Genomic DNA, 19,175 nt, shown 5'->3' on the forward strand with positions numbered 1-19,175 from the left:
CCACCACGGGAGAACCTACTCACCACATTGAGTGGTTTCTCGGCCTTTCGTTGACCTTTGCTGCTCTGTTAATGGGTTAGTTTGAGGTTTTTTGCTTCGTGCAGGCGCACCTATCCCGTAGAAGGTGGGCCTTGAGTTGCAAGTTTGGCCAGACGTCGCAGGTTCTGCACCGCGGCCGCCAGCGTGAATTCATCGGTCGCGCCACTCATGCCACGTAGTCGCAAGCGATCCAGTTTCAGGATGCGCTTAAGGTGGGCAAACAACATTTCGACCTTCTTACGTTCGTGGCGAGAGCGCACGTACTCCGGCGTCGCCGCGATGCGTCGAGCCACATCACGAGCGGCTTCATGGACGCTGCGGACGATCTTGCGAATCGAAGTGTTCGGGCAGCACTTGGCTTTCATCGGACAGGCTACGCAGTCGGTCTGCCTGGAGCGGAAGATGATGGTGTTGGCTTTTGTGACGTGCGAACGCTCGTTCTTGAAGGCTCGCCATTCGCGATACGCCAGGTTCAAATGGGCCTCTTCGCACAACCGCCGTTCGGAGCGGATGCCATAGCAGTAGCCCACGATCAGCATGCGAATCATCAGTTCAGGATCAATCGACGGACGCCCAATCGGGCTATAGAAATCGGCGAGGTAATGGCGCAGGTCGCTCACATCGAGACACCGATCAATGCTGCGTAGAAGGTGATTGGCTGGAATGTGATCTTCAAGGTTGAACGAGTAAAACAGCCGCTCCTGCCCACTCGATAACTGTCCCATCATGCTGCGTGCTTCCCTGCTGGCCAATGTAGAGATTTTGCCGCAGGCCAGATAGCAGAGCTACTTTTTCAATAAAATCAGACGAAAACGGTCAGTCAAAAAACTCCATACTTGCATACGGATGGCGCCGACATTGCTCAAGCCTTGAAGCGAGGCTGCCTACATGCACTTCCAGACGATGCCCATCGGGATCCGAAAAATAAAACGAGTTACCTTCGCTCGAATTGGATTTCCACTCAATAACGTTACGAAGCCGCAAGTAAGCGGTGACTTCTTCAAAATCATCCTGCCCCACCGAAAATGCATAGTGGGTGTAATCAGGCTGTTTTTCCGCCACACGGCTCTCATCGAGAGACAGACAAAGCCAGAGATCACCGAGGGAAAGATAAGCTCCCGTCTCCCAGCGGGCAGCCAATCTAAACCCGGGTAGAGCCACATAAAACTCAATGCTGCGAGAGAGGTTCACAACCGCCAATGTAAAATGATTCAAGCCAGTCAACATGAGCATCTATCCAGAATCAGTCCACGAGAACGGTTGAGGATATCAACATCGACTTTTTCAACACAATCGGCCAGGAGCGGATGTTCGAGTTTATGTCCACCCGGGGCATCGCGTTAGTAACTGTTATTGGACTTGAGACAAAATCAATGAAGTTGCCGTTGCCTTTGAAGTTCCCTCTTCAACCAGGTGCTTGCTGGTTCCACGCCTCCTGAACATCGCACCTCATAGGCGCGGCCACTCATACTGCTTTTAGTGGCAGCAAGATCGATGAAATCTTCTGCGCTGTTCACCATGTTCTTGCCTTCGAGATGATTCAGCTTCTGCTCCAGATGCGCCCGAGCGCGGGGTCCTGAGTATTCGCTTCCGTTGCGCACAAACTTGCACTCACTGTGTGAGACAAAGTCCAGCAAGCCGTTTATCTCTTGAGTGGCTTGAGGTGTAGCTGGAACCTGCCCATTGGTGACAGTTGCGATGACGCTGATACCCGCCGCCATCATCAGGTGGCTGATAAGCCGCACTGTCCTCCCCGACCACATCCGCATGATTCTTCCTGGTCCTGAAAGTGATTAGCTACAACATTTTCTCCAGCCCGATCGTGCTGCTGAGCCACGAATTGAAGCGTCGCCACCAACTCCCCGGTTCCCTGGTCAACGTATGCTGTTTGCCGTCATCCTCGGTGACCCAGACCAGCTGATTCTTTTCCAACAGGACATGATAACTGAGCGTGGGGGCCATACCCTCCAGGGCCAGTTCGCGCACCCGCCCGGCGAGTTGCTGATTATCCACCAACACCCCGACCTCGGTGTTCCACAATAATGAGCGAGAGTCGAAATTGAACGAGCCAATGAACGCTTTCTGCTTGTCGAAAACCATCGCCTTGGTATGCAGGCTGGAGTCGGAACTGTTGGAGGATCCGCTGTGAAACAGGCGCGGTCCACTGTCGCTGTCGCCATTGTCGCCGGACTGGCGGCGTAATTCGAACAACTGCACACCATGCTCCAGCAAGGTTTGGCGATAAGGGGCGTAACCACCGTGCGCGGCGGGCACATCGGTGGCTTCCAGGGAGTTGGTCAGCAAGTTGATCGACACGCCGGCGTCGGCACGACCGGTTAAGAACACTACCCCCGGTCGACCGGGCACCATGTAGGCCGAAACCATGATCAGCTCCTGGGTGACCCCGTCAAGCTCGGGTGCCAACTGGGTGGTCAACAGCAAGTGCGGAGCGGGCTCGCCTTCCGACAAGACCTTGCTCGGTGCATCCCACAGCGCTTTATTCCAGGCCCAGATCAACTCCTGGCGCCAGGCATCCAGGCGTGGGTGAGTGGTGTAGCTCATCAATTGCTGGTAGAGCGCATGATTCTGCTTGCGCGTTTCCTCCAGGGATTCGTCCAGTCGGGTCCGGAGATTTATCAGGTCCCTGGTCGTCGGCTGGGTCGAGAGAAACTGCTCGATCGGCTTGCTCAAGGCACTGTTCCAGTACTGGTCAAAACCATGTCCCAACTGTTCTGCAACCGGGCCGACACTGAGCATGTCGATGTCGGTGAAATTCTTGTTGGGCTCGGCATCGAAATACTCGTCCCCCAGATTGCGCCCTCCGACGATGGCCACGCTGTTGTCCGCCAGCCACAATTTGTTGTGCATGCGTCTGTGTTGCTGCGACAGGTTGAACAACCGACCCATCGTACGCGTCACGACGGTGCTGCGACCCAGGTGCAGCGGATTGAACACGCGGATCTGAATCTGCGGATGTGCAGCCAGCGTCGCGATAATTCGCTCCAGGTCATCGCTGGTGGTGTCATCGAGCAGAATCCTCACGCGGACTCCGCGGTCGGCGGCGTCGAGCAGCTCGCTAACCAGTATCCGCGTACTGATGCCGTCGTGGACGATGTAGTACTGCAAGTCGAGGCTGCTTTGGGCGCTGCGAATCAGCTCGGCGCGGGCGGTGAAAGCCTCGGCACTGTCCGATAGCAGGCGAAAGCCCGATTGGCCTTGATGGGGAGCTACCTGGGCCTGGATGGAACGACCGAACGCCGAATCGCTCGCTGGCAAGGCCTGACTGGGTTGGTGAGGGACATTGGGTGTCGTGCAACCACCAGACAGCAAGGTGAGCAACAGGAGAGCAAGCCAGGGCTGTTCGATTCTCACGGAGCGTACTCCGAGTGGTGGCGATCAGGGATGCCGAATCCCGAAGAATAGCCAGTTGCTTCCCATCAGCTTTCTGGTCGTATTGACCTTGTGCACTGTTTCTTCGATCTGCGGGGTTGTTTTTGGAGCGTAGTTGATCCGCCTGCAATTACGGAATTTGCCCAAGACGAAAAACATATTGCCGACAGCAATCGGCAAGAAAAAAAACAACTGCCAAAGGTGATGAAAATGACATCGCGATTCATTTTCGAATCCTCCCTTTAGACGCGTCCCTTCCGACTTGGCGGTTGATCACCAGGTCTTGCGTTTCGAAAAGTGGGGCCAAGGGGTGTAGTTAAAGGCATCATAGCGCCCACCAGAGGAAAATGACGAGCAGCTTGATGGCATCCTGCCCAGAAAACAGATGCTAAAATGCCCCATTTTTGCCCCAGCCATTTTGATGAATCCGCCTAACCACTGATGAATAAAGCAATTTCAGATTTGTCCTCGCACACGCCGATGATGCAGCAGTACTGGCGCCTGAAGAACCAGCACCCTGACCAGTTGATGTTCTACCGCATGGGCGACTTCTACGAGATCTTCTATGAAGACGCGAAGAAGGCCGCCAAGCTGCTCGACATCACCCTGACCGCTCGCGGGCAGTCGGCTGGCCAGGCGATTCCGATGTGCGGTATTCCTTACCACGCGGCGGAAGGTTATCTGGCGAAACTGGTGAAGCTCGGCGAATCCGTGGTGATCTGCGAGCAGGTCGGCGACCCGGCCACCAGCAAAGGCCCAGTGGATCGTCAGGTGGTGCGGATCATCACCCCTGGCACGGTGAGCGATGAAGCGCTGCTCGATGAGCGCCGGGACAACCTGATCGCCGCTGTCCTGGGCGATGAGCGCCTGTTCGGCCTGGCGGTGCTGGACATCACCAGCGGCAACTTCAGCGTGCTGGAAATCAAAGGCTGGGAAAACCTGCTGGCGGAACTGGAGCGAGTGAATCCGGTGGAGTTACTGATCCCGGATGACTGGCCCAAGGATCTGCCGGCCGAGAAGCGTCGTGGCGTGCGCCGCCGTGCACCCTGGGATTTCGAGCGTGACTCGGCACTGAAAAGTCTGTGCCAGCAATTCTCGACCCAGGACCTGAAAGGCTTCGGTTGCGAAAACCTGACCCTGGCCATCGGCGCCGCCGGCTGCCTGCTGGCCTATGCGAAGGAAACCCAGCGCACCGCCCTGCCGCACTTGCGCAGCCTGCTCCACGAGCGCCTGGACGATACCGTCGTGCTGGACGGCGCGAGCCGGCGCAACCTGGAACTGGACACCAACCTGGCCGGTGGTCGCGACAACACCCTGCAATCGGTGGTCGATCGTTGCCAGACCGCCATGGGCAGCCGCCTGTTGACCCGCTGGCTGAATCGTCCGCTGCGCGACTTGCACGTGTTGCTGGCGCGCCAGACCTCGATCACCTGCCTGCTGGACGGCTACCGTTTCGAAAAGCTGCAACCGCAGCTCAAGGAAATCGGCGACATCGAGCGCATTCTTGCCCGGATCGGCTTGCGCAATGCCCGTCCACGGGACCTTGCTCGCCTGCGTGACGCCCTCGGCGCGCTGCCGCAACTGCAAGTGGCAATGACCGAGCTGGAAGCGCCGCACCTCAACCAACTGGCAACCACCACCAGCACCTACCCGGAACTGGCGGCACTGCTGGAAAAAGCCATCATCGACAATCCGCCCGCGGTGATCCGTGACGGCGGCGTGTTGAAAACCGGTTACGACAGCGAACTCGATGAACTGCAATCGCTCAGCGAGAACGCCGGACAGTTCCTGATCGACCTCGAAGCCCGGGAAAAAGCCCGTACTGGCTTGTCTCACCTGAAAGTCGGCTACAACCGCATCCACGGCTACTTCATCGAACTGCCGAGCAAGCAGGCCGAGTCCGCCCCCGCCGATTACATCCGCCGCCAGACCCTCAAAGGTGCCGAGCGTTTCATCACGCCGGAACTGAAGGCATTTGAAGACAAGGCACTGTCAGCCAAGAGCCGTGCCCTGGCGCGCGAGAAGATGCTCTACGAAGCGCTGCTCGAAGACCTGATCGCCCAGTTGCCACCGCTGCAGGACACGGCCGCGGCACTGGCCGAGCTTGACGTGCTGAGCAACCTGGCCGAACGCGCGCTGAACCTCGACCTGAACTGCCCGCGTTTTGTCAGCGAGCCGTGCATGCGCATCAACCAGGGTCGCCACCCGGTGGTTGAACAGGTTTTGACCACCCCGTTCGTGGCCAACGACCTGAGCCTCGACGACAATACCCGCATGCTGGTTATCACCGGTCCGAACATGGGCGGTAAGTCCACCTATATGCGCCAGACGGCGTTGATCGTACTGCTGGCGCACATCGGCAGTTTCGTCCCGGCAGCCAGTTGCGAGCTATCGTTGGTCGACCGGATTTTCACCCGGATCGGCTCCAGCGATGACCTGGCCGGCGGGCGTTCGACCTTCATGGTCGAGATGAGCGAAACCGCCAACATCCTGCACAACGCCACCGAACGCAGTCTGGTGCTGATGGACGAAGTCGGGCGCGGCACCAGTACCTTCGACGGCCTGTCCCTGGCGTGGGCGGCGGCGGAACGCCTGGCGCACCTGCGGGCCTACACGCTGTTCGCCACCCACTACTTTGAGCTGACGGTGTTGCCGGAAGCCCAGCCGCTGGTGGCCAACGTGCACCTCAATGCCACTGAGCACAACGAACGCATCGTGTTCCTGCACCATGTACTGCCAGGGCCGGCCAGCCAGAGCTATGGCCTGGCGGTCGCGCAGTTGGCCGGCGTGCCGAACGAGGTGATCCTGCGTGCCCGTGAGCACTTGAGCCGCCTGGAAGACACTGCCCTGCCCCACGAAGCGCCTGCGCCGACCAAAGGCAAACCGGCCACTCCGCAGCAGAGCGACCTGTTCGCCAGCCTGCCGCATCCGGTGCTGGATGAACTGGCCAAACTCGATCTGGACAACATGACACCACGTCGCGCACTCGAAATGCTCTATACACTAAAGACACGGGTCTAACGCACTGGCTTGCAAGCTGTTAGAATCTCGCGCGGTTTGGGATGCTGCTGGCTTTTAGCCTGGCCTGCAGACTATCGCTCCCAAACCTTGCGACCCCTACGTGAAGGGGCGCAGCAAGCCGCGCCTGAGGAGAAAATTAGAAATGACCTTCGTCGTCACCGACAACTGCATCAAGTGCAAGTACACCGACTGCGTAGAAGTCTGTCCGGTGGACTGCTTTTACGAAGGCCCGAATTTCCTGGTGATTCACCCGGATGAGTGCATCGACTGCGCACTGTGCGAACCTGAATGCCCGGCTGTGGCCATCTTCTCCGAAGATGAAGTACCTGCAGGCATGGAAAACTTCATCCAGCTGAACGTTGAGCTGGCTGAAATCTGGCCGAACATTACCGAACGCAAAGATCCATTGCCCGACTCTGCGGAGTGGGATGGCAAGCCAGGCAAGATCGAACACCTCGAACGCTGATTACCCCCGCGTTCCGGAAAAAGGCCCCACAAGGGCCTTTTTTTAAGATCAAAAGATCGCAGCCTTCGGCAGCTCCTACATGCAGGCAAAAAAAAGGGGCGGTATGACCCGCCCACATTTTTTCCATATTCCCTGTATTCCCTTTTCATCATCCTGATGAATCGCTTCCTGCGATGTCCTTTCCCCCTCGTCCGTGAAGGGCGTGTCTGTCCGTAGACACAACGCCGATACTAGAGTGTTTACCGCCGGGAGCAATCGCCCGCCTGGACCTGGGATGGCTTGTCACATCCCCTTCATATAGAAAAATCTACCGGTTTTTCAGTTAGATAGAACTGACCTCTGAACAATAGGGTCGACTGCCAACCTGTAAAAATAGTGAACACTTACGAAAAGAGTAAGCGATGACTTACACCTGGAAGCTACAAAGCTGCGCTATCGCCCAAAAACGAAAAGCCCCGAACCAGTCGGGGCTTTTCAGTGAGCACTAACGAACGGCTTATTGAAACAACGACTCGCTCGACAGCCCGTTTTTCTCCAGGATCTCCCGCAGGCGTTTCAGACCTTCAACCTGAATCTGTCTGACCCGCTCCCGGGTCAGGCCAATCTCCAGGCCTACATCTTCCAGGGTGCTGCTCTCGTGCCCGCGCAGGCCGAAGCGGCGTACAACCACCTCGCGCTGCTTGTCGGTCAACTCCGAGAGCCACTGGTCGATGCTTTGAGACAGGTCGTCATCCTGCAGCAGTTCGCATGGATCGGTTGGGCGATCGTCGGTCAGGGTGTCCAGCAGGGTTTTATCCGAATCCGGACCCAGCGAGACGTCGACCGAAGAAACCCGTTCGTTGAGGCCGAGCATGCGCTTGACCTCCGCTACCGGTTTTTCCAGCAGGTTGGCGATCTCTTCGGGGGAGGGTTCATGATCGAGTTTTTGCGTCAGCTCCCGTGCAGCCCGCAGGTACACGTTGAGCTCCTTGACCACATGGATCGGCAACCGGATGGTCCGGGTCTGATTCATGATCGCGCGCTCGATGGTCTGACGAATCCACCAGGTTGCGTAGGTCGAGAAGCGGAAGCCGCGTTCAGGGTCGAACTTCTCCACCGCCCGGATCAAGCCGAGGTTGCCCTCTTCGATCAGGTCGAGCAGCGACAGACCCCGATTGACGTAACGCCGGGCGATTTTCACCACCAGCCGCAGGTTACTTTCAATCATGCGTTTGCGCCCGGCCGGATCACCACTTTGCGACAGGCGCGCAAAATGAACTTCTTCTTCGGGGGACAGTAGAGGGGAAAAGCCGATTTCATTGAGGTACAGCTGCGTCGCATCAAGTGCCCGCGTGTAATCGATGTACTTGTGTTGCTTCAATGTCGCGGAGTGTTTGGATTTGGCACGAACGGAAGGTGGAGCCGCCCCTTCATCATTCGACATCGAATCCGTGCCGATGCCGGTCTCCATCAGGAGAACCTCATCGTCGATGTCAAACTCCGGCACTTCTTTACTGAGAGCCATTGTTATAGTCCTTTGGTGAGTTCGACCTCAAGCTCAAGCGGCGCCTTTATCCTTGGCAACGCTGGAGCCTGTCCCCTCTACGTAAGAAACGGAACAGGCTGGAAGCGATCAACGACGTGGCAGGAATTGCAGCGGATCTACAGGTTTACCTTGGCGGCGAATCTCAAAATGCAGTTTCACCCGGTCTGTACCCGTTGACCCCATTTCGGCAATTGTCTGTCCGACCTTGACCTGCTGCCCCTCCCGAACCAACAGCCTGCGGTTATGTCCGTAGGCACTGACGTAGGTTTCACTGTGTTTGATGATGACTAATTCGCCGTAGCCCCTTAAGCCACTCCCGGCGTATACCACCGTCCCATCAGACGCAGCTAAAACAGGCTGTCCCAAATCCCCTGCGATATCAATTCCTTTATTCAAACTACCGTTTGAGGAGAATTTGCCAATTAAAATGCCATTAGATGGCCACCCCCAGCCGGTCGGGGCTGGACCCGGTGGAGGCAGTGGAGCAGGTGCCGGCTTGTTGGCGACGGACGGTACAACCACCGGTGTGGTGGTGGTCGTACCGTCCGCAGAGCGACGGATGACCGTGGTTTTACTCGAGGATGAAGGCGAGGAACTGGACGAGCTGACCACGGCTGTCGGCGTTGAACCGCTGCGACCATCGAAGCGAATCGTCTGACCTGGGTGGATGGTGTACGGCGGCGCGATGTTGTTGCGTGCCGCCAGCGCCTTGTAGTCCCAGCCATAGCGAAAGGCGATGGAAAACAGGGTGTCCTTGGGTCGAACGACGTACTGCCCCGTGGTCACGGCCGGACGCTGGGCGACGGTTTTGTTGCGATCGACAACGCCCACATCGCTGGATTTGTTACTGGAGCAACCGACCAGCAAGGTGCTCATGACAAGGCCAGTCACCAGGCGCTGAAAGCTCGTTGTACCCATACGCTGCGCTATGACTGTGAGACTCACCCGCCGCTCCCTTTGTGGTGGCTGAAAATGTGATTTGCCGTGTTTCGGCACGAAGTGTCGCAAGTATAACGGGCCGTGCCGGCTTTACCCTTATTGAAGCGAAATGGCTTGGCGCACACGTTTGCTGTCTGACAAAACTATCCGTTTAATCAAATCGATGCCGCTGTAAGACAGAGGCAATCGAAGAGAATTCAGCGCGTTTAAATAAATGCTCAGGCCAGTGGACCATTGAGTAACGGGACGAAGCGCACCGACCCCAGGACACGCCTGGAAAAGCCATGTTCCTCCCGGATGATCAGCATTAATTGTTGCACTTCTCCTGAGCCGACCGGGATCACCAGACGCCCCCCTGGCGCCAGTTGATCCAGCAGCGCCTGGGGTACGTCGGTTGCCACGGCCGTCACGATTATGCCGTTGTAGGGCGCCAGCGCAGGCCAACCCTCCCAGCCATCGCCCCAGCGAAATACCACGTTACGCAGGTTCAGCTCGACCAGGCGTTCCTTGGCCCGGTCTTGCAATACCTTGATGCGCTCAACGGAAAAGACCCGCTCGACCAGTTGCGACAGCACCGCCGTCTGATAACCCGACCCCGTTCCGATTTCCATGACCTTGTCCAACGGCCCGGCTTCGAGCAGCAACTCGCTCATGCGAGCCACCATATAAGGCTGGGAGATGGTCTGGTTATTGCCGATGGGCAGCGCCGTGTCTTCGTAGGCCCGGTGCGCCAGCGCCTCGTCGACGAACAGGTGACGCGGTGTACGACGAATGACTTCCAGCACCTTGGCGTTGGAAATCCCCTCTTCGTACAGGCGCTGAATCAGGCGTTCGCGGGTCCGTTGCGAGGTCATGCCGATGCCGCGATGCAGCATGTCGTCTTGTCCACGGGTCATGGGTGCAACCCCTCCAACCAGCCGTCGAGGCTCCTGAAGGCATCATTGAAGGTGCGATCCAGTTGCAACGGGGTGATGGAAACATAGCCCTGCATCACGGCATGGAAATCGGTGCCGGGGCCGCCATCCTCAGCATCCCCTGCCGCCGCGATCCAGTACCCGGACCTGCCTCGCGGGTCGACCACCTTCACCGGTGCCGCCGCGCGGGCGCGATGCCCGAGGCGGGTCAACTGGATACCGCGGATGTGCTCCAGCGGCAAATTGGGAATGTTCACGTTCAGTACCGTACGCGGTGGCAATTCGAGATCCGCATGGGCCTCGACCAGTTTGCGCGCAAAGTAGGCCGCCGTGGGCAGGTTGTCGACCTGTCGCGAGACCAGCGAAAAGGCAAAGGAGGGACGCGCCAGGAAGCGACCTTCGAGTGCCGCCGCCACGGTACCCGAGTACAGCACGTCGTCCCCCAGGTTGGCGCCCAGGTTGATGCCGGACACCACCATGTCCGCCTCACGTTCCAGCAAGCCGTTGAGACCCAGGTGCACGCAATCGGTCGGCGTACCGTTGACGCTGATAAAGCCATTGGCCAGCGTGTGCGGATGTAGCGGACGGTCGAGCGTGAGCGAACTGCTCGCGCCGCTTTTGTCCTGGTCCGGGGCTATAACCACGCACTCGGTGTAATCCGCCAGCGCAGCATAAAGCGCGGCGAGTCCGGGTGCGGTAACCCCGTCGTCGTTAGAAATCAGAATACGCATGGGCTGTCCGTCTGCCCCACCGGCACCAGATCAACAAGCTCGCGCACCAATACGGTGGCGAAGCATCCGGCCGGCAGGACGAATTCCAGTTGCAGAATGTCAGGTTCGGGATAATGCCACGTCAACCCACCGATGGGCAGCCGCAGGATGCGACGTTCGTGGCTCATTCCGGCGTTGATCAACCAATCGCGAAGGTCTGCCTCGCGTGCGGCGATCGCCTGCTCCAGTTCATGGACAGCGCCCGTGGTCGGCGAGTCACCTTCACCCCACTGCGGACCGGTCGGGTGCAGATCGAGAATCGCCAGTCGCGGGTCGCTGCACTCGGCTTCGCCTGCGGGAAAAAAGCTGCGGCTGTCGGTGAACGCCAGCAGATCGCCCACCTGGGCACGCTGCCAGGTGCCGTCGGCGACACGCGCGGCCAACACCTGGTTGAACAGGAAACTGCGGGCGGTCGACAGCAGCCGCGAACGCACGTTACGCTGCTCCGGCAAGGCCTTGCGCGCAGCCCAGGCACGGGCGTCGACCACGTTGCCGCCGTCATGCCCGAAACGCTGGGCACCGAAATAATTGGGGATGCCTTGCCTGGCGATCATCTGCAGGCGCTCTTCGATGGCCGGCTTGTCGCCGGCAAACTGCGTCAGGCGCAATGTGAAGCCGTTGGCCGAATGGGCACCGCGTTGCAGCTTGCGTTTATGCCGGCTGGTCTTGAGGATTTTCAGCGTATCGTTTTCTGCCGCCGACAGATCCGGATCGGCCTTGCCCGGCAGCTGCACGCTGAACCACTGACGCGTCAGCGCCTGGCGATCCTTGAGCCCGGCATAGCTGACGGTACGCAATGACACGCCCGCCGCCTTGGCGATTCGGCGTGCCGCCTCTTCAGTATTCAGGCCGCGTTTTTCCACCCAGATCCACAGGTGTTCGCCGTCACCGCTCAGGGGGATATCGAGGACTTCGTCGACCTGGAAATCTTCCGCGATGGCTTTCAGCACGGCGCTGCCGAGCGCTTCGCCATAGGCCCGCGGGCCGAGCAATTGCAGTTCGTTCATGCGCGCAACAACAGGGCAACGGAGTGCACGGCGATGCCCTCTTCGCGACCGACAAAGCCAAGCTTTTCGGTGGTGGTAGCTTTCACGTTCACTTGATCCAACTCAACTTGAAGATCCGCGGCAATCAGCGCGCGCATCGATTCGATATGCGGGGCCATTTTCGGCGCCTGGGCAACGATGGTGTTGTCGACGTTAGCGACTTTCCAGCCTTTGGCGTGGATCAATGCGACGACATGGCGCAACAGCACACGGCTGTCGGCGCCCTTGAATTGCGGGTCGGTGTCCGGGAAATGCTTGCCGATGTCACCCAGTGCAGCGGCACCGAGCAAGGCATCGCTCAAGGCATGCAGCAGGACGTCACCATCGGAGTGAGCGAGCAGTCCGAAGCTGTGTGCAATGCGCACGCCGCCCAGAGTGATGAAATCGCCTTCAGCGAAACGGTGCACATCATAGCCGTGGCCAATACGCATAAAAAAACGCCCCGAATTTTGTCAGGGCGTGATTCTACCTGCTATTGAGCTGCTAGAGCATGCGCGTGATGCCGCAAGTGATCTTCGATGAAACTGGCGATGAAGAAATAGCTGTGGTCGTAGCCCGGTTGCAGACGCAACGTCAGCGGATGACCGGCCAGTTTGGTCGCCTGTTGCAAGGCTTCCGGCTTGAGCTGGGTGGCGAGGAAATCGTCGCGATCGCCTTGATCCACCAACAGTGGCAGCTTTTCGTCAGCCTCGGCGATCAACGCACAGGCATCCCATTCGCGCCATTTCGAACGGTCCTCTCCCAGGTAGCGGGAAAAGGCTTTCTGGCCCCAAGGGCAGTCCATCGGATTGTTGATCGGCGAGAACGCCGACACCGATAGATAACGCCCCGGATTGCGCAAGGCACAGACCAGCGCACCGTGGCCACCCATGGAGTGACCGCTGATGCCGCGCTTGTCCGACGCCGGGAAATGCGCTTCGACCAATGCCGGCAATTCCTGCACGACATAGTCATGCATCCGATAGTGCCGCGACCAGGGTTCCTGGGTGGCGTTCAGGTAGAACCCGGCGCCGAGGCCAAAATCCCAGGCACCATCCGGATCACCCGGTACGTCGGGACCGCGAGGGCTGGTGTCCGGCGCGACGATAATCAGCCCGAGCTCGGCGGCCACGCGCATGGCGCCGGCCTTCTGCATGAAGTTCTCATCGGTGCAGGTCAGGCCGGACAACCAGTACAGCACCGGCAATTTGCCGCCCTGCTCTGCTTGTGGCGGCAGGTAGACGGCAAACACCATGTCGCAGCCGAGCGTTTCCGAGCGATGGCGATAACGCTTGTGCCAGCCGCCGAAGCTTTTCTGGCAGGAGATATTTTCCAGGGTCATGGGCTTTTTTCAGCTGCAAGCTTCAAGCTCTATGCTGCAAGAGGGCGTCAAACCCACTTGCAGCTTGCGGCTTGAGACTTTCTGCTGCTCCTTAGAAATGAATGACGGAACGGATGCTCTTGCCTTCATGCATCAGGTCAAACGCCTTGTTGATATCTTCCAGGCCCATGGTGTGGGTAATGAAAGTGTCCAACGGGATTTCGCCGGTCTCGGCCATCTCCACGTAGCTTGGCAACTCGGTACGGCCACGCACACCGCCGAACGCCGAACCGCGCCAGACGCGACCGGTGACCAGCTGGAACGGACGGGTCGAAATTTCCTGGCCGGCACCGGCGACGCCGATGATCACCGACTCGCCCCAACCCTTGTGGCAGCACTCAAGGGCGGCACGCATCAATTGCACGTTGCCGATGCATTCGAAGGAGAAGTCGACGCCGCCATCGGTCATGTCGACGATGACCTCCTGGATCGGACGATCGAAGTCTTTCGGGTTTACACAATCGGTTGCACCCAGCTGTTTGGCGATCTCGAATTTGGCCGGGTTGATGTCGATGGCAATGATGCGAGCAGCCTTGGCTTTGACCGCACCGATGACCGCCGACAGACCGATGCCGCCGAGGCCGAAAATGGCCACGGTATCACCAGGTTTCACCTTGGCAGTGTTTAGTACAGCACCGATGCCGGTGGTGACACCACAGCCCAGCAGGCAGACTTTTTCCAGTGGCGCCTCTTTGGCAATCTTGGCCACGGAGATTTCCGGCAGCACGGTGTACTCCGAAAAAGTGGAAGTACCCATGTAGTGGAAAATCGTTTCGCCCTTGTAGGAAAAACGCGACGTGCCATCCGGCATCAGGCCTTTGCCCTGGGTCGCACGAATCGCCTGGCAGAGGTTGGTTTTACCCGACAGGCAGAATTTGCACTGGCGACATTCCGGGGTGTACAGCGGGATCACATGATCGCCCACCGCCACCGAGGTCACGCCTTCGCCGATCGCTTCAACGATCGCCCCACCTTCGTGACCGAGGATCGACGGGAAAATGCCTTCCGGGTCAGCGCCCGATAGGGTGTAGGCATCGGTATGGCAGACACCGGAAGCCACCACGCGCAGCAACACTTCACCGGCCTTGGGCATGGCGACATCGACTTCAACGATCTCAAGCGGTTTCTTGGCCTCGAAGGCAACGGCGGCGCGTGACTTGATCATGGTGATTCTCCAGTGAATAAAAACGAGACAAGGAGTGTAATACATGGCTCCACGATGAATAATCGAGGCAAATGCAAAATATTATTGCCGTACAGGGATAATCCTTCATGTCTGAAAATCGCTGGGAAGGGATCGACGAATTTGTCGCCGTTGCCGAATGCAGCCAATTCACCGCCGCCGCGGAACGCCTGGGGGTTTCTTCCTCGCATATCAGTCGACAAATCGTACGCCTGGAAGAGCGCCTGCAAACCCGCTTGCTCTATCGCAGCACCCGCCGGGTCACACTGACCGAGGCCGGACAAACCTTTCTGCAACATTGCCAGCGCTTGCAGGATGGCCGCGAAGAAGCGTTGCGGGCGGTCGGCGACTTGACCAGCGAACCCAAGGGCATGCTGCGCATGACCTGTGCCGTGGCGTATGGCGAACGCTTCATCGTGCCGCTGGTGACGCGTTTCATGGGGCTTTATCCACAACTGCGGATCGACATCGAACTCAGCAACCGCCAGCTTGACCTGGTGCATGAGGGCCTGGACCTGGCAATCCGCCTGGGGCGCTTGCAGGATTCAAGACTGGTGGCCACGCGCCTGGCGCCACGGCGCATGTATCTGTGCGCGTCGCCTTCCTACGTGGAACGGTATGGTCGGCCACACAGCTTGTCGGAATTGAGCCGGCACAATTGCCTTGTAGGCAGTTCGGACCTCTGGCAACTGGAACAGAACGGGCGGGAGTTTTCGCAACGGGTGCAGGGAAACTGGCGGTGTAACAGTGGGCAAGCGGTTCTGGATGCGGCGCTACAGGGCGTGGGGTTGTGTCAGCTGCCGGATTATTACGTGTTGGAGCATTTGAAAAGTGGCGCACTGATTTCGCTGCTGGAGGCGCATCAACCGCCCAATACGGCGGTTTGGGCGTTGTATCCGCAGCAACGGCATTTGTCGCCCAAGGTGCGCAAGTTGGTGGATTATTTGAAGGAGGGATTGGCCGAGCGGCCGGAGTATCAGGGTTAAGAGCAAAAGATCGCAGCCTTCGGCAGCTCCTACAGGGATCGCGTACAACCATCATTGTGCGGATGTACCGGCCCTTGTAGGAGCTGCCGCAGGCTGCGATCTTTTAGCGGCGGTTGGCCCATCGCAGCCGCAACCATTCCAGGTCTTCGGGGCGCGTAACCTTGAGATTATCCGCCCGCCCTTCAATCAGGCGCGGTGCCATCCCTGACCACTCCATGGCCGACGCTTCATCGGTGATGACAGCGTCAGCCACCAGACTGTCCGCCAACGCCCGATGCAGTGCACCCAGGCGAAACATCTGTGGTGTATAGGCCTGCCAGATCACACTGCGATCCACGGTCTCGACGACACGACCCTGTTTGTCGACCCGTTTAAGCGTATCCCGCGCTGGAACCGCCAACAGACCGCCCACCGGGTCATCCGCCAGTTGCCCCAACAACTTGTCCAGGTCATCGCGACTCAGGTTGGGCCGCGCGGCATCGTGCACCAGTACCCAATCCTCATCGTCCGCACCCAACGCATGCAAGTGCAGCAACGCATTGAGCACCGATCCGGAACGCTCGGCGCCGCCGTCAACGCGTTGAATGCGTTTGTCGCCAGCACACGCCAGGTTCGGCCAATAAGGATCATCAACAGCAAGACTGACCACCAGGCCCTTCAGACCAGGATGATCGAGAAAACAGCCAAGGCTGTGTTCGAGAATAGTGCGCCCGCCCAGTTGCAGGTATTGCTTGGGACGGTCCGCGGCCATACGGGCACCGACGCCCGCGGCAGGAATCACGGCCCAGAAGGCCGGCAGAGACAGGTTCATTGTGCCAACTGGTAAAGGGTTTCACCGTCCTTGACCATGCCCAATTCATGGCGAGCCCGCTCTTCAACGGTCTCCATGCCCTTTTTCAACTCACTGACTTCAGCGTCCATCACCCGATTGCGCTCCAGCAACGTCTGGTTCTCAGCTTGCTGATCGGCAATCTGCTGAGTCAGCTCGGCCACTTGCGCCAGACTGCCATTTCCCACCCACAGGCGGTACTGCAGGCCAGCCAGCAGCAGGAGCAAGACGAGGAACAACCAATTGGGACTGCGCATCGAATATCAGGTATCCAGTGAAAAAAGACAGCCACACCAAAACATGAAGCTACTGATAGCACGAAGCCTGGAAGAACCAGGCTTGTGCTTGCAAGGCATCAGATTAGTGGCAAAAACGTCGCTGTAGCGATTTTTCCGACACAATCCGGTGTCTTTTTTTACATCAGCCGCGGAATTCGCTGCGACCGTTGTACTTGGCTTTACCGTTCAACTGCTCTTCGATACGCAGCAGTTGGTTGTACTTGGAAACGCGGTCGGAACGGCACAGGGAGCCGGTCTTGATCTGGCCAGCCGAGGTGCCCACAGCCAGGTCGGCAATGGTCGAATCTTCGGTTTCGCCGGAGCGGTGCGAGATCACGGCGGTGTAACCGGCGGCCTTGGCCATCTGGATGGCTTCCAGGGTTTCGGTCAGGGTGCCGATCTGGTTGAACTTGATCAGGATCGAGTTGGCGATCTTTTTATCGATGCCTTCTTTCAGGATCTTGGTGTTGGTCACGAACAGGTCGTCGCCTACCAGCTGGGTCTTCTCGCCGATCTTGTCGGTGAGGATTTTCCAGCCAGCCCAGTCGGACTCGTCCAGGCCATCTTCGATGGAGATGATCGGGTAACGCTCCGTCAGGCCTTTGAGGTAGTCGGCGAAACCTTCAGCGGTGAACACCTGGCCTTCGCCGGACAGGTTGTACTTGCCGTCTTCGTAGAATTCGCTGGCTGCGCAGTCCAGGGCCAGGGTCACGTCGGTGCCCAGCTTGTAACCGGCGTTGGCCACGGCTTCGGAGATCACTTTCAAAGCGTCTTCGTTGGAAGCCAGGTTCGGTGCGAAACCACCTTCGTCACCCACGGCAGTGCTCAGGCCACGGGCCTTCAGGACAGCCTTGAGGTGATGGAAAATCTCGGTGCCCATGCGCAGACCTTCCGAGAAAGACTTGGCGCCAACCGGCTGCACCATGAATTCCTGGATGTCGACGTTGTTATCGGCGTGCTCGCCACCGTTGATGATGTTCATCATCGGAACCGGCATCGAGTAGACACCCGGGGTGCCGTTCAGGTTGGCGATGTGAGCGTACAGTGGCAGGTCCTGGTCCTGTGCTGCTGCCTTGGCCGCGGCCAGGGAAACAGCGAGGATCGCGTTGGCGCCCAGGGTTGCCTTGTTTTCGGTACCGTCGAGCTTGATCATCGCGTGATCCAGCGCTTTCTGGTCGCTTGGGTCCATGCCTTTCAACAGGTCGCGGATCGGACCGTTGATGTTGGCGACGGCCTTCAGGACGCCCTTGCCCAGGTAACGGCTCTTGTCGCCATCACGCAGCTCGAGCGCTTCACGCGAGCCAGTGGAAGCACCGGACGGCGCGCAAGCGCTGCCGATGATGCCGTTGTCGAGAAGCACATCCGCTTCCACGGTGGGATTGCCACGGGAGTCGAGAACTTCACGACCTTTGATGTCGACGATTTTAGCCATTGTTGTAAACACTCCAAAGTTGACGAAAACGCTGTACCGCTCGATTTATAAGTTTCGCATTACTTTGTGGGAGCCGGCTTGCTGGCGATGGTGTCCTTTCGGGCCTCATCGCTGGCAAGCCAGCTCCTACACAGGATCGGGGTTGCCGATATTACGCGGTTTCTATGGCAGGAAAACTCTTCACCAGTTCGTCCAGGGCTTTGAGCTGGGCCAGGAATGGCTCCAGTTTGTCCAGACGCAAGGCGCAAGGGCCGTCGCATTTGGCGTTGTCCGGATCCGGGTGGGCTTCCAGGAACAGGCCCGCCAGGGACTGGCTCATGCCGGCCTTCGCCAGATCGGTGACCTGGGCGCGACGACCACCGGCGGAATCGGAGCGACCGCCTGGCATTTGCAGCGCGTGGGTCACGTCGAAGAATACCGGGTATTCGAACTGCTTCATGATGCCGAAGCCGAGCATGTCGACGACCAGGTTGTTGTAGCCGAAGCTCGAACCGCGCTCGCAGAGAATCAACTGATCGTTACCCGCTTCCACGCACTTGCTCAGGATGTGTTTCATTTCATGAGGTGCGAGGAACTGGGCTTTCTTGATGTTGATTACCGCGCCGGTCTTGGCCATCGCGACCACGAGGTCGGTCTGGCGCGACAGGAAGGCCGGCAGCTGGATGATATCGCAGACTTCAGCGACGACCGCGGCCTGCTCAGGCTCGTGGACGTCAGTGATGATCGGCACGCCGAAGGCTTGCTTGATGTCCTGGAAGATCCGCATGCCCTCTTCCAGGCCGGGGCCACGGTAAGAGGTCACGGAGGAACGGTTGGCCTTGTCGAAGCTGGCCTTGAACACGTAAGGGATACCCAGTTTCTGGGTAACCTTCACGTACTCTTCGCAGACCTGCATCGCCATGTCGCGGCTTTCCAGCACGTTCATGCCACCGAAAAGCACCATTGGCTTGTCGTTGGCAATCTCGATATCGCCTACGCGGATGATCTTCTGCGCCAT

19 protein-coding genes are annotated in these 19,175 nt (G+C 58.5%); 3 read left to right on the forward strand and 16 right to left on the reverse strand.

Going from position 1 to position 19,175, the window contains the following annotated elements:
- Positions 1-110: 110 nt before the first annotated feature.
- The 4 genes from SOP95_RS12655 to SOP95_RS12670 all read right to left on the reverse strand — a co-directional run bounded on the left by SOP95_RS12655 (position 111) and on the right by SOP95_RS12670 (position 3,411).
- Entirely contained in the window at positions 111-767 is a 657-nt protein-coding gene (locus tag SOP95_RS12655; protein WP_323607285.1) for a transposase, read from the reverse strand.
- Between the two features lie 88 nt (positions 768-855).
- Complete coding sequence (gene fos / locus SOP95_RS12660) at positions 856-1,266, reverse strand: fosfomycin resistance glutathione transferase (RefSeq protein WP_323607286.1); 411 nt, start codon at positions 1,264-1,266, stop codon at positions 856-858.
- A 143-nt stretch (positions 1,267-1,409) separates the two neighbouring features.
- On the reverse strand, positions 1,410-1,808 hold the full coding sequence (locus SOP95_RS12665; RefSeq protein ID WP_323607287.1) for a DUF5329 domain-containing protein: 399 nt from the start codon (positions 1,806-1,808) through the stop codon (positions 1,410-1,412).
- Positions 1,809-1,836: 28 nt separating this feature from the next.
- Positions 1,837-3,411: a phospholipase D family protein gene (locus tag SOP95_RS12670; protein ID WP_323607288.1), complete on the reverse strand. Its 1,575-nt coding sequence runs from the start codon at positions 3,409-3,411 to the stop codon at positions 1,837-1,839.
- A 471-nt stretch (positions 3,412-3,882) separates the two neighbouring features.
- Here SOP95_RS12670 and mutS point away from each other — a divergent pair, with 471 nt between their 5' ends.
- Together mutS and fdxA are read left to right on the forward strand one after the other, a co-directional pair.
- A complete protein-coding gene (gene mutS, locus SOP95_RS12675; protein ID WP_323607298.1) occupies positions 3,883-6,450 on the forward strand; it encodes a DNA mismatch repair protein MutS in 2,568 nt (855 codons plus the stop codon).
- Positions 6,451-6,592: 142 nt separating this feature from the next.
- Entirely contained in the window at positions 6,593-6,916 is a 324-nt protein-coding gene (gene fdxA / locus SOP95_RS12680) for a ferredoxin FdxA (RefSeq protein ID WP_274073301.1), read from the forward strand.
- Between the two features lie 496 nt (positions 6,917-7,412).
- Here fdxA and rpoS read toward each other — a convergent pair whose 3' ends face one another.
- From rpoS to SOP95_RS12720, 8 genes are all read right to left on the reverse strand, one after another.
- Complete coding sequence (gene rpoS / locus SOP95_RS12685) at positions 7,413-8,420, reverse strand: RNA polymerase sigma factor RpoS (protein WP_046816537.1); 1,008 nt, start codon at positions 8,418-8,420, stop codon at positions 7,413-7,415.
- A 108-nt stretch (positions 8,421-8,528) separates the two neighbouring features.
- Positions 8,529-9,386, reverse strand: coding sequence for a peptidoglycan DD-metalloendopeptidase family protein (locus SOP95_RS12690; protein WP_274073300.1), 858 nt, complete (start codon positions 9,384-9,386; stop codon positions 8,529-8,531).
- 212 nt (positions 9,387-9,598) lie between these two features.
- Positions 9,599-10,234: a protein-L-isoaspartate(D-aspartate) O-methyltransferase gene (locus SOP95_RS12695; RefSeq protein WP_274073596.1), complete on the reverse strand. Its 636-nt coding sequence runs from the start codon at positions 10,232-10,234 to the stop codon at positions 9,599-9,601.
- A gap of 38 nt (positions 10,235-10,272) precedes the next feature.
- Positions 10,273-11,025 (reverse strand): 5'/3'-nucleotidase SurE, encoded by a 753-nt coding sequence (surE, locus tag SOP95_RS12700; protein WP_274073299.1) that lies wholly within the window; start codon positions 11,023-11,025, stop codon positions 10,273-10,275.
- Positions 11,013-12,071, reverse strand: coding sequence for a tRNA pseudouridine(13) synthase TruD (gene truD / locus SOP95_RS12705; RefSeq protein ID WP_323607289.1), 1,059 nt, complete (start codon positions 12,069-12,071; stop codon positions 11,013-11,015). Before truD ends, surE begins: the two co-directional genes overlap by 13 nt.
- Positions 12,068-12,541: a 2-C-methyl-D-erythritol 2,4-cyclodiphosphate synthase gene (gene ispF, locus SOP95_RS12710; protein ID WP_274073297.1), complete on the reverse strand. Its 474-nt coding sequence runs from the start codon at positions 12,539-12,541 to the stop codon at positions 12,068-12,070. Before ispF ends, truD begins: the two co-directional genes overlap by 4 nt.
- Before the next feature lie 41 nt (positions 12,542-12,582).
- Positions 12,583-13,431, reverse strand: coding sequence for an S-formylglutathione hydrolase (gene fghA, locus SOP95_RS12715; RefSeq protein ID WP_323607290.1), 849 nt, complete (start codon positions 13,429-13,431; stop codon positions 12,583-12,585).
- Positions 13,432-13,522: 91 nt separating this feature from the next.
- Positions 13,523-14,635: an S-(hydroxymethyl)glutathione dehydrogenase/class III alcohol dehydrogenase gene (locus tag SOP95_RS12720; RefSeq protein WP_015093777.1), complete on the reverse strand. Its 1,113-nt coding sequence runs from the start codon at positions 14,633-14,635 to the stop codon at positions 13,523-13,525.
- A 107-nt stretch (positions 14,636-14,742) separates the two neighbouring features.
- On the opposite strand from SOP95_RS12720, the gene SOP95_RS12725 reads away from it, so the two are divergent.
- Positions 14,743-15,639 carry a LysR substrate-binding domain-containing protein gene (locus SOP95_RS12725; protein WP_323607291.1) on the forward strand — a complete coding sequence of 299 codons (897 nt, stop codon included), beginning with the start codon at positions 14,743-14,745 and terminating at the stop codon, positions 15,637-15,639.
- A 103-nt stretch (positions 15,640-15,742) separates the two neighbouring features.
- Here the strand turns inward: SOP95_RS12725 and ispD are convergent, their stop codons facing one another.
- From ispD to kdsA, 4 genes are all read right to left on the reverse strand, one after another.
- Positions 15,743-16,450 carry a 2-C-methyl-D-erythritol 4-phosphate cytidylyltransferase gene (gene ispD, locus SOP95_RS12730; protein WP_274073293.1) on the reverse strand — a complete coding sequence of 236 codons (708 nt, stop codon included), beginning with the start codon at positions 16,448-16,450 and terminating at the stop codon, positions 15,743-15,745.
- Positions 16,447-16,725, reverse strand: a complete 279-nt coding sequence (ftsB, locus tag SOP95_RS12735; RefSeq protein ID WP_008057335.1) for a cell division protein FtsB — start codon at positions 16,723-16,725, stop codon at positions 16,447-16,449. The genes ispD and ftsB overlap by 4 nt, the downstream gene beginning before the upstream one ends.
- 163 nt (positions 16,726-16,888) lie before the next feature.
- Positions 16,889-18,178 (reverse strand): phosphopyruvate hydratase, encoded by a 1,290-nt coding sequence (eno, locus tag SOP95_RS12740; protein WP_077184442.1) that lies wholly within the window; start codon positions 18,176-18,178, stop codon positions 16,889-16,891.
- Positions 18,179-18,329: 151 nt separating this feature from the next.
- On the reverse strand, positions 18,330-19,175 hold the full coding sequence (kdsA, locus tag SOP95_RS12745; RefSeq protein WP_274073292.1) for a 3-deoxy-8-phosphooctulonate synthase: 846 nt from the start codon (positions 19,173-19,175) through the stop codon (positions 18,330-18,332).

Origin of the sequence: Pseudomonas sp. YuFO8 (genome assembly GCF_035065025.1) — a bacterium.
GTDB classification, from domain to species: Bacteria; Pseudomonadota; Gammaproteobacteria; order Pseudomonadales; family Pseudomonadaceae; genus Aquipseudomonas; species Aquipseudomonas putida_AE.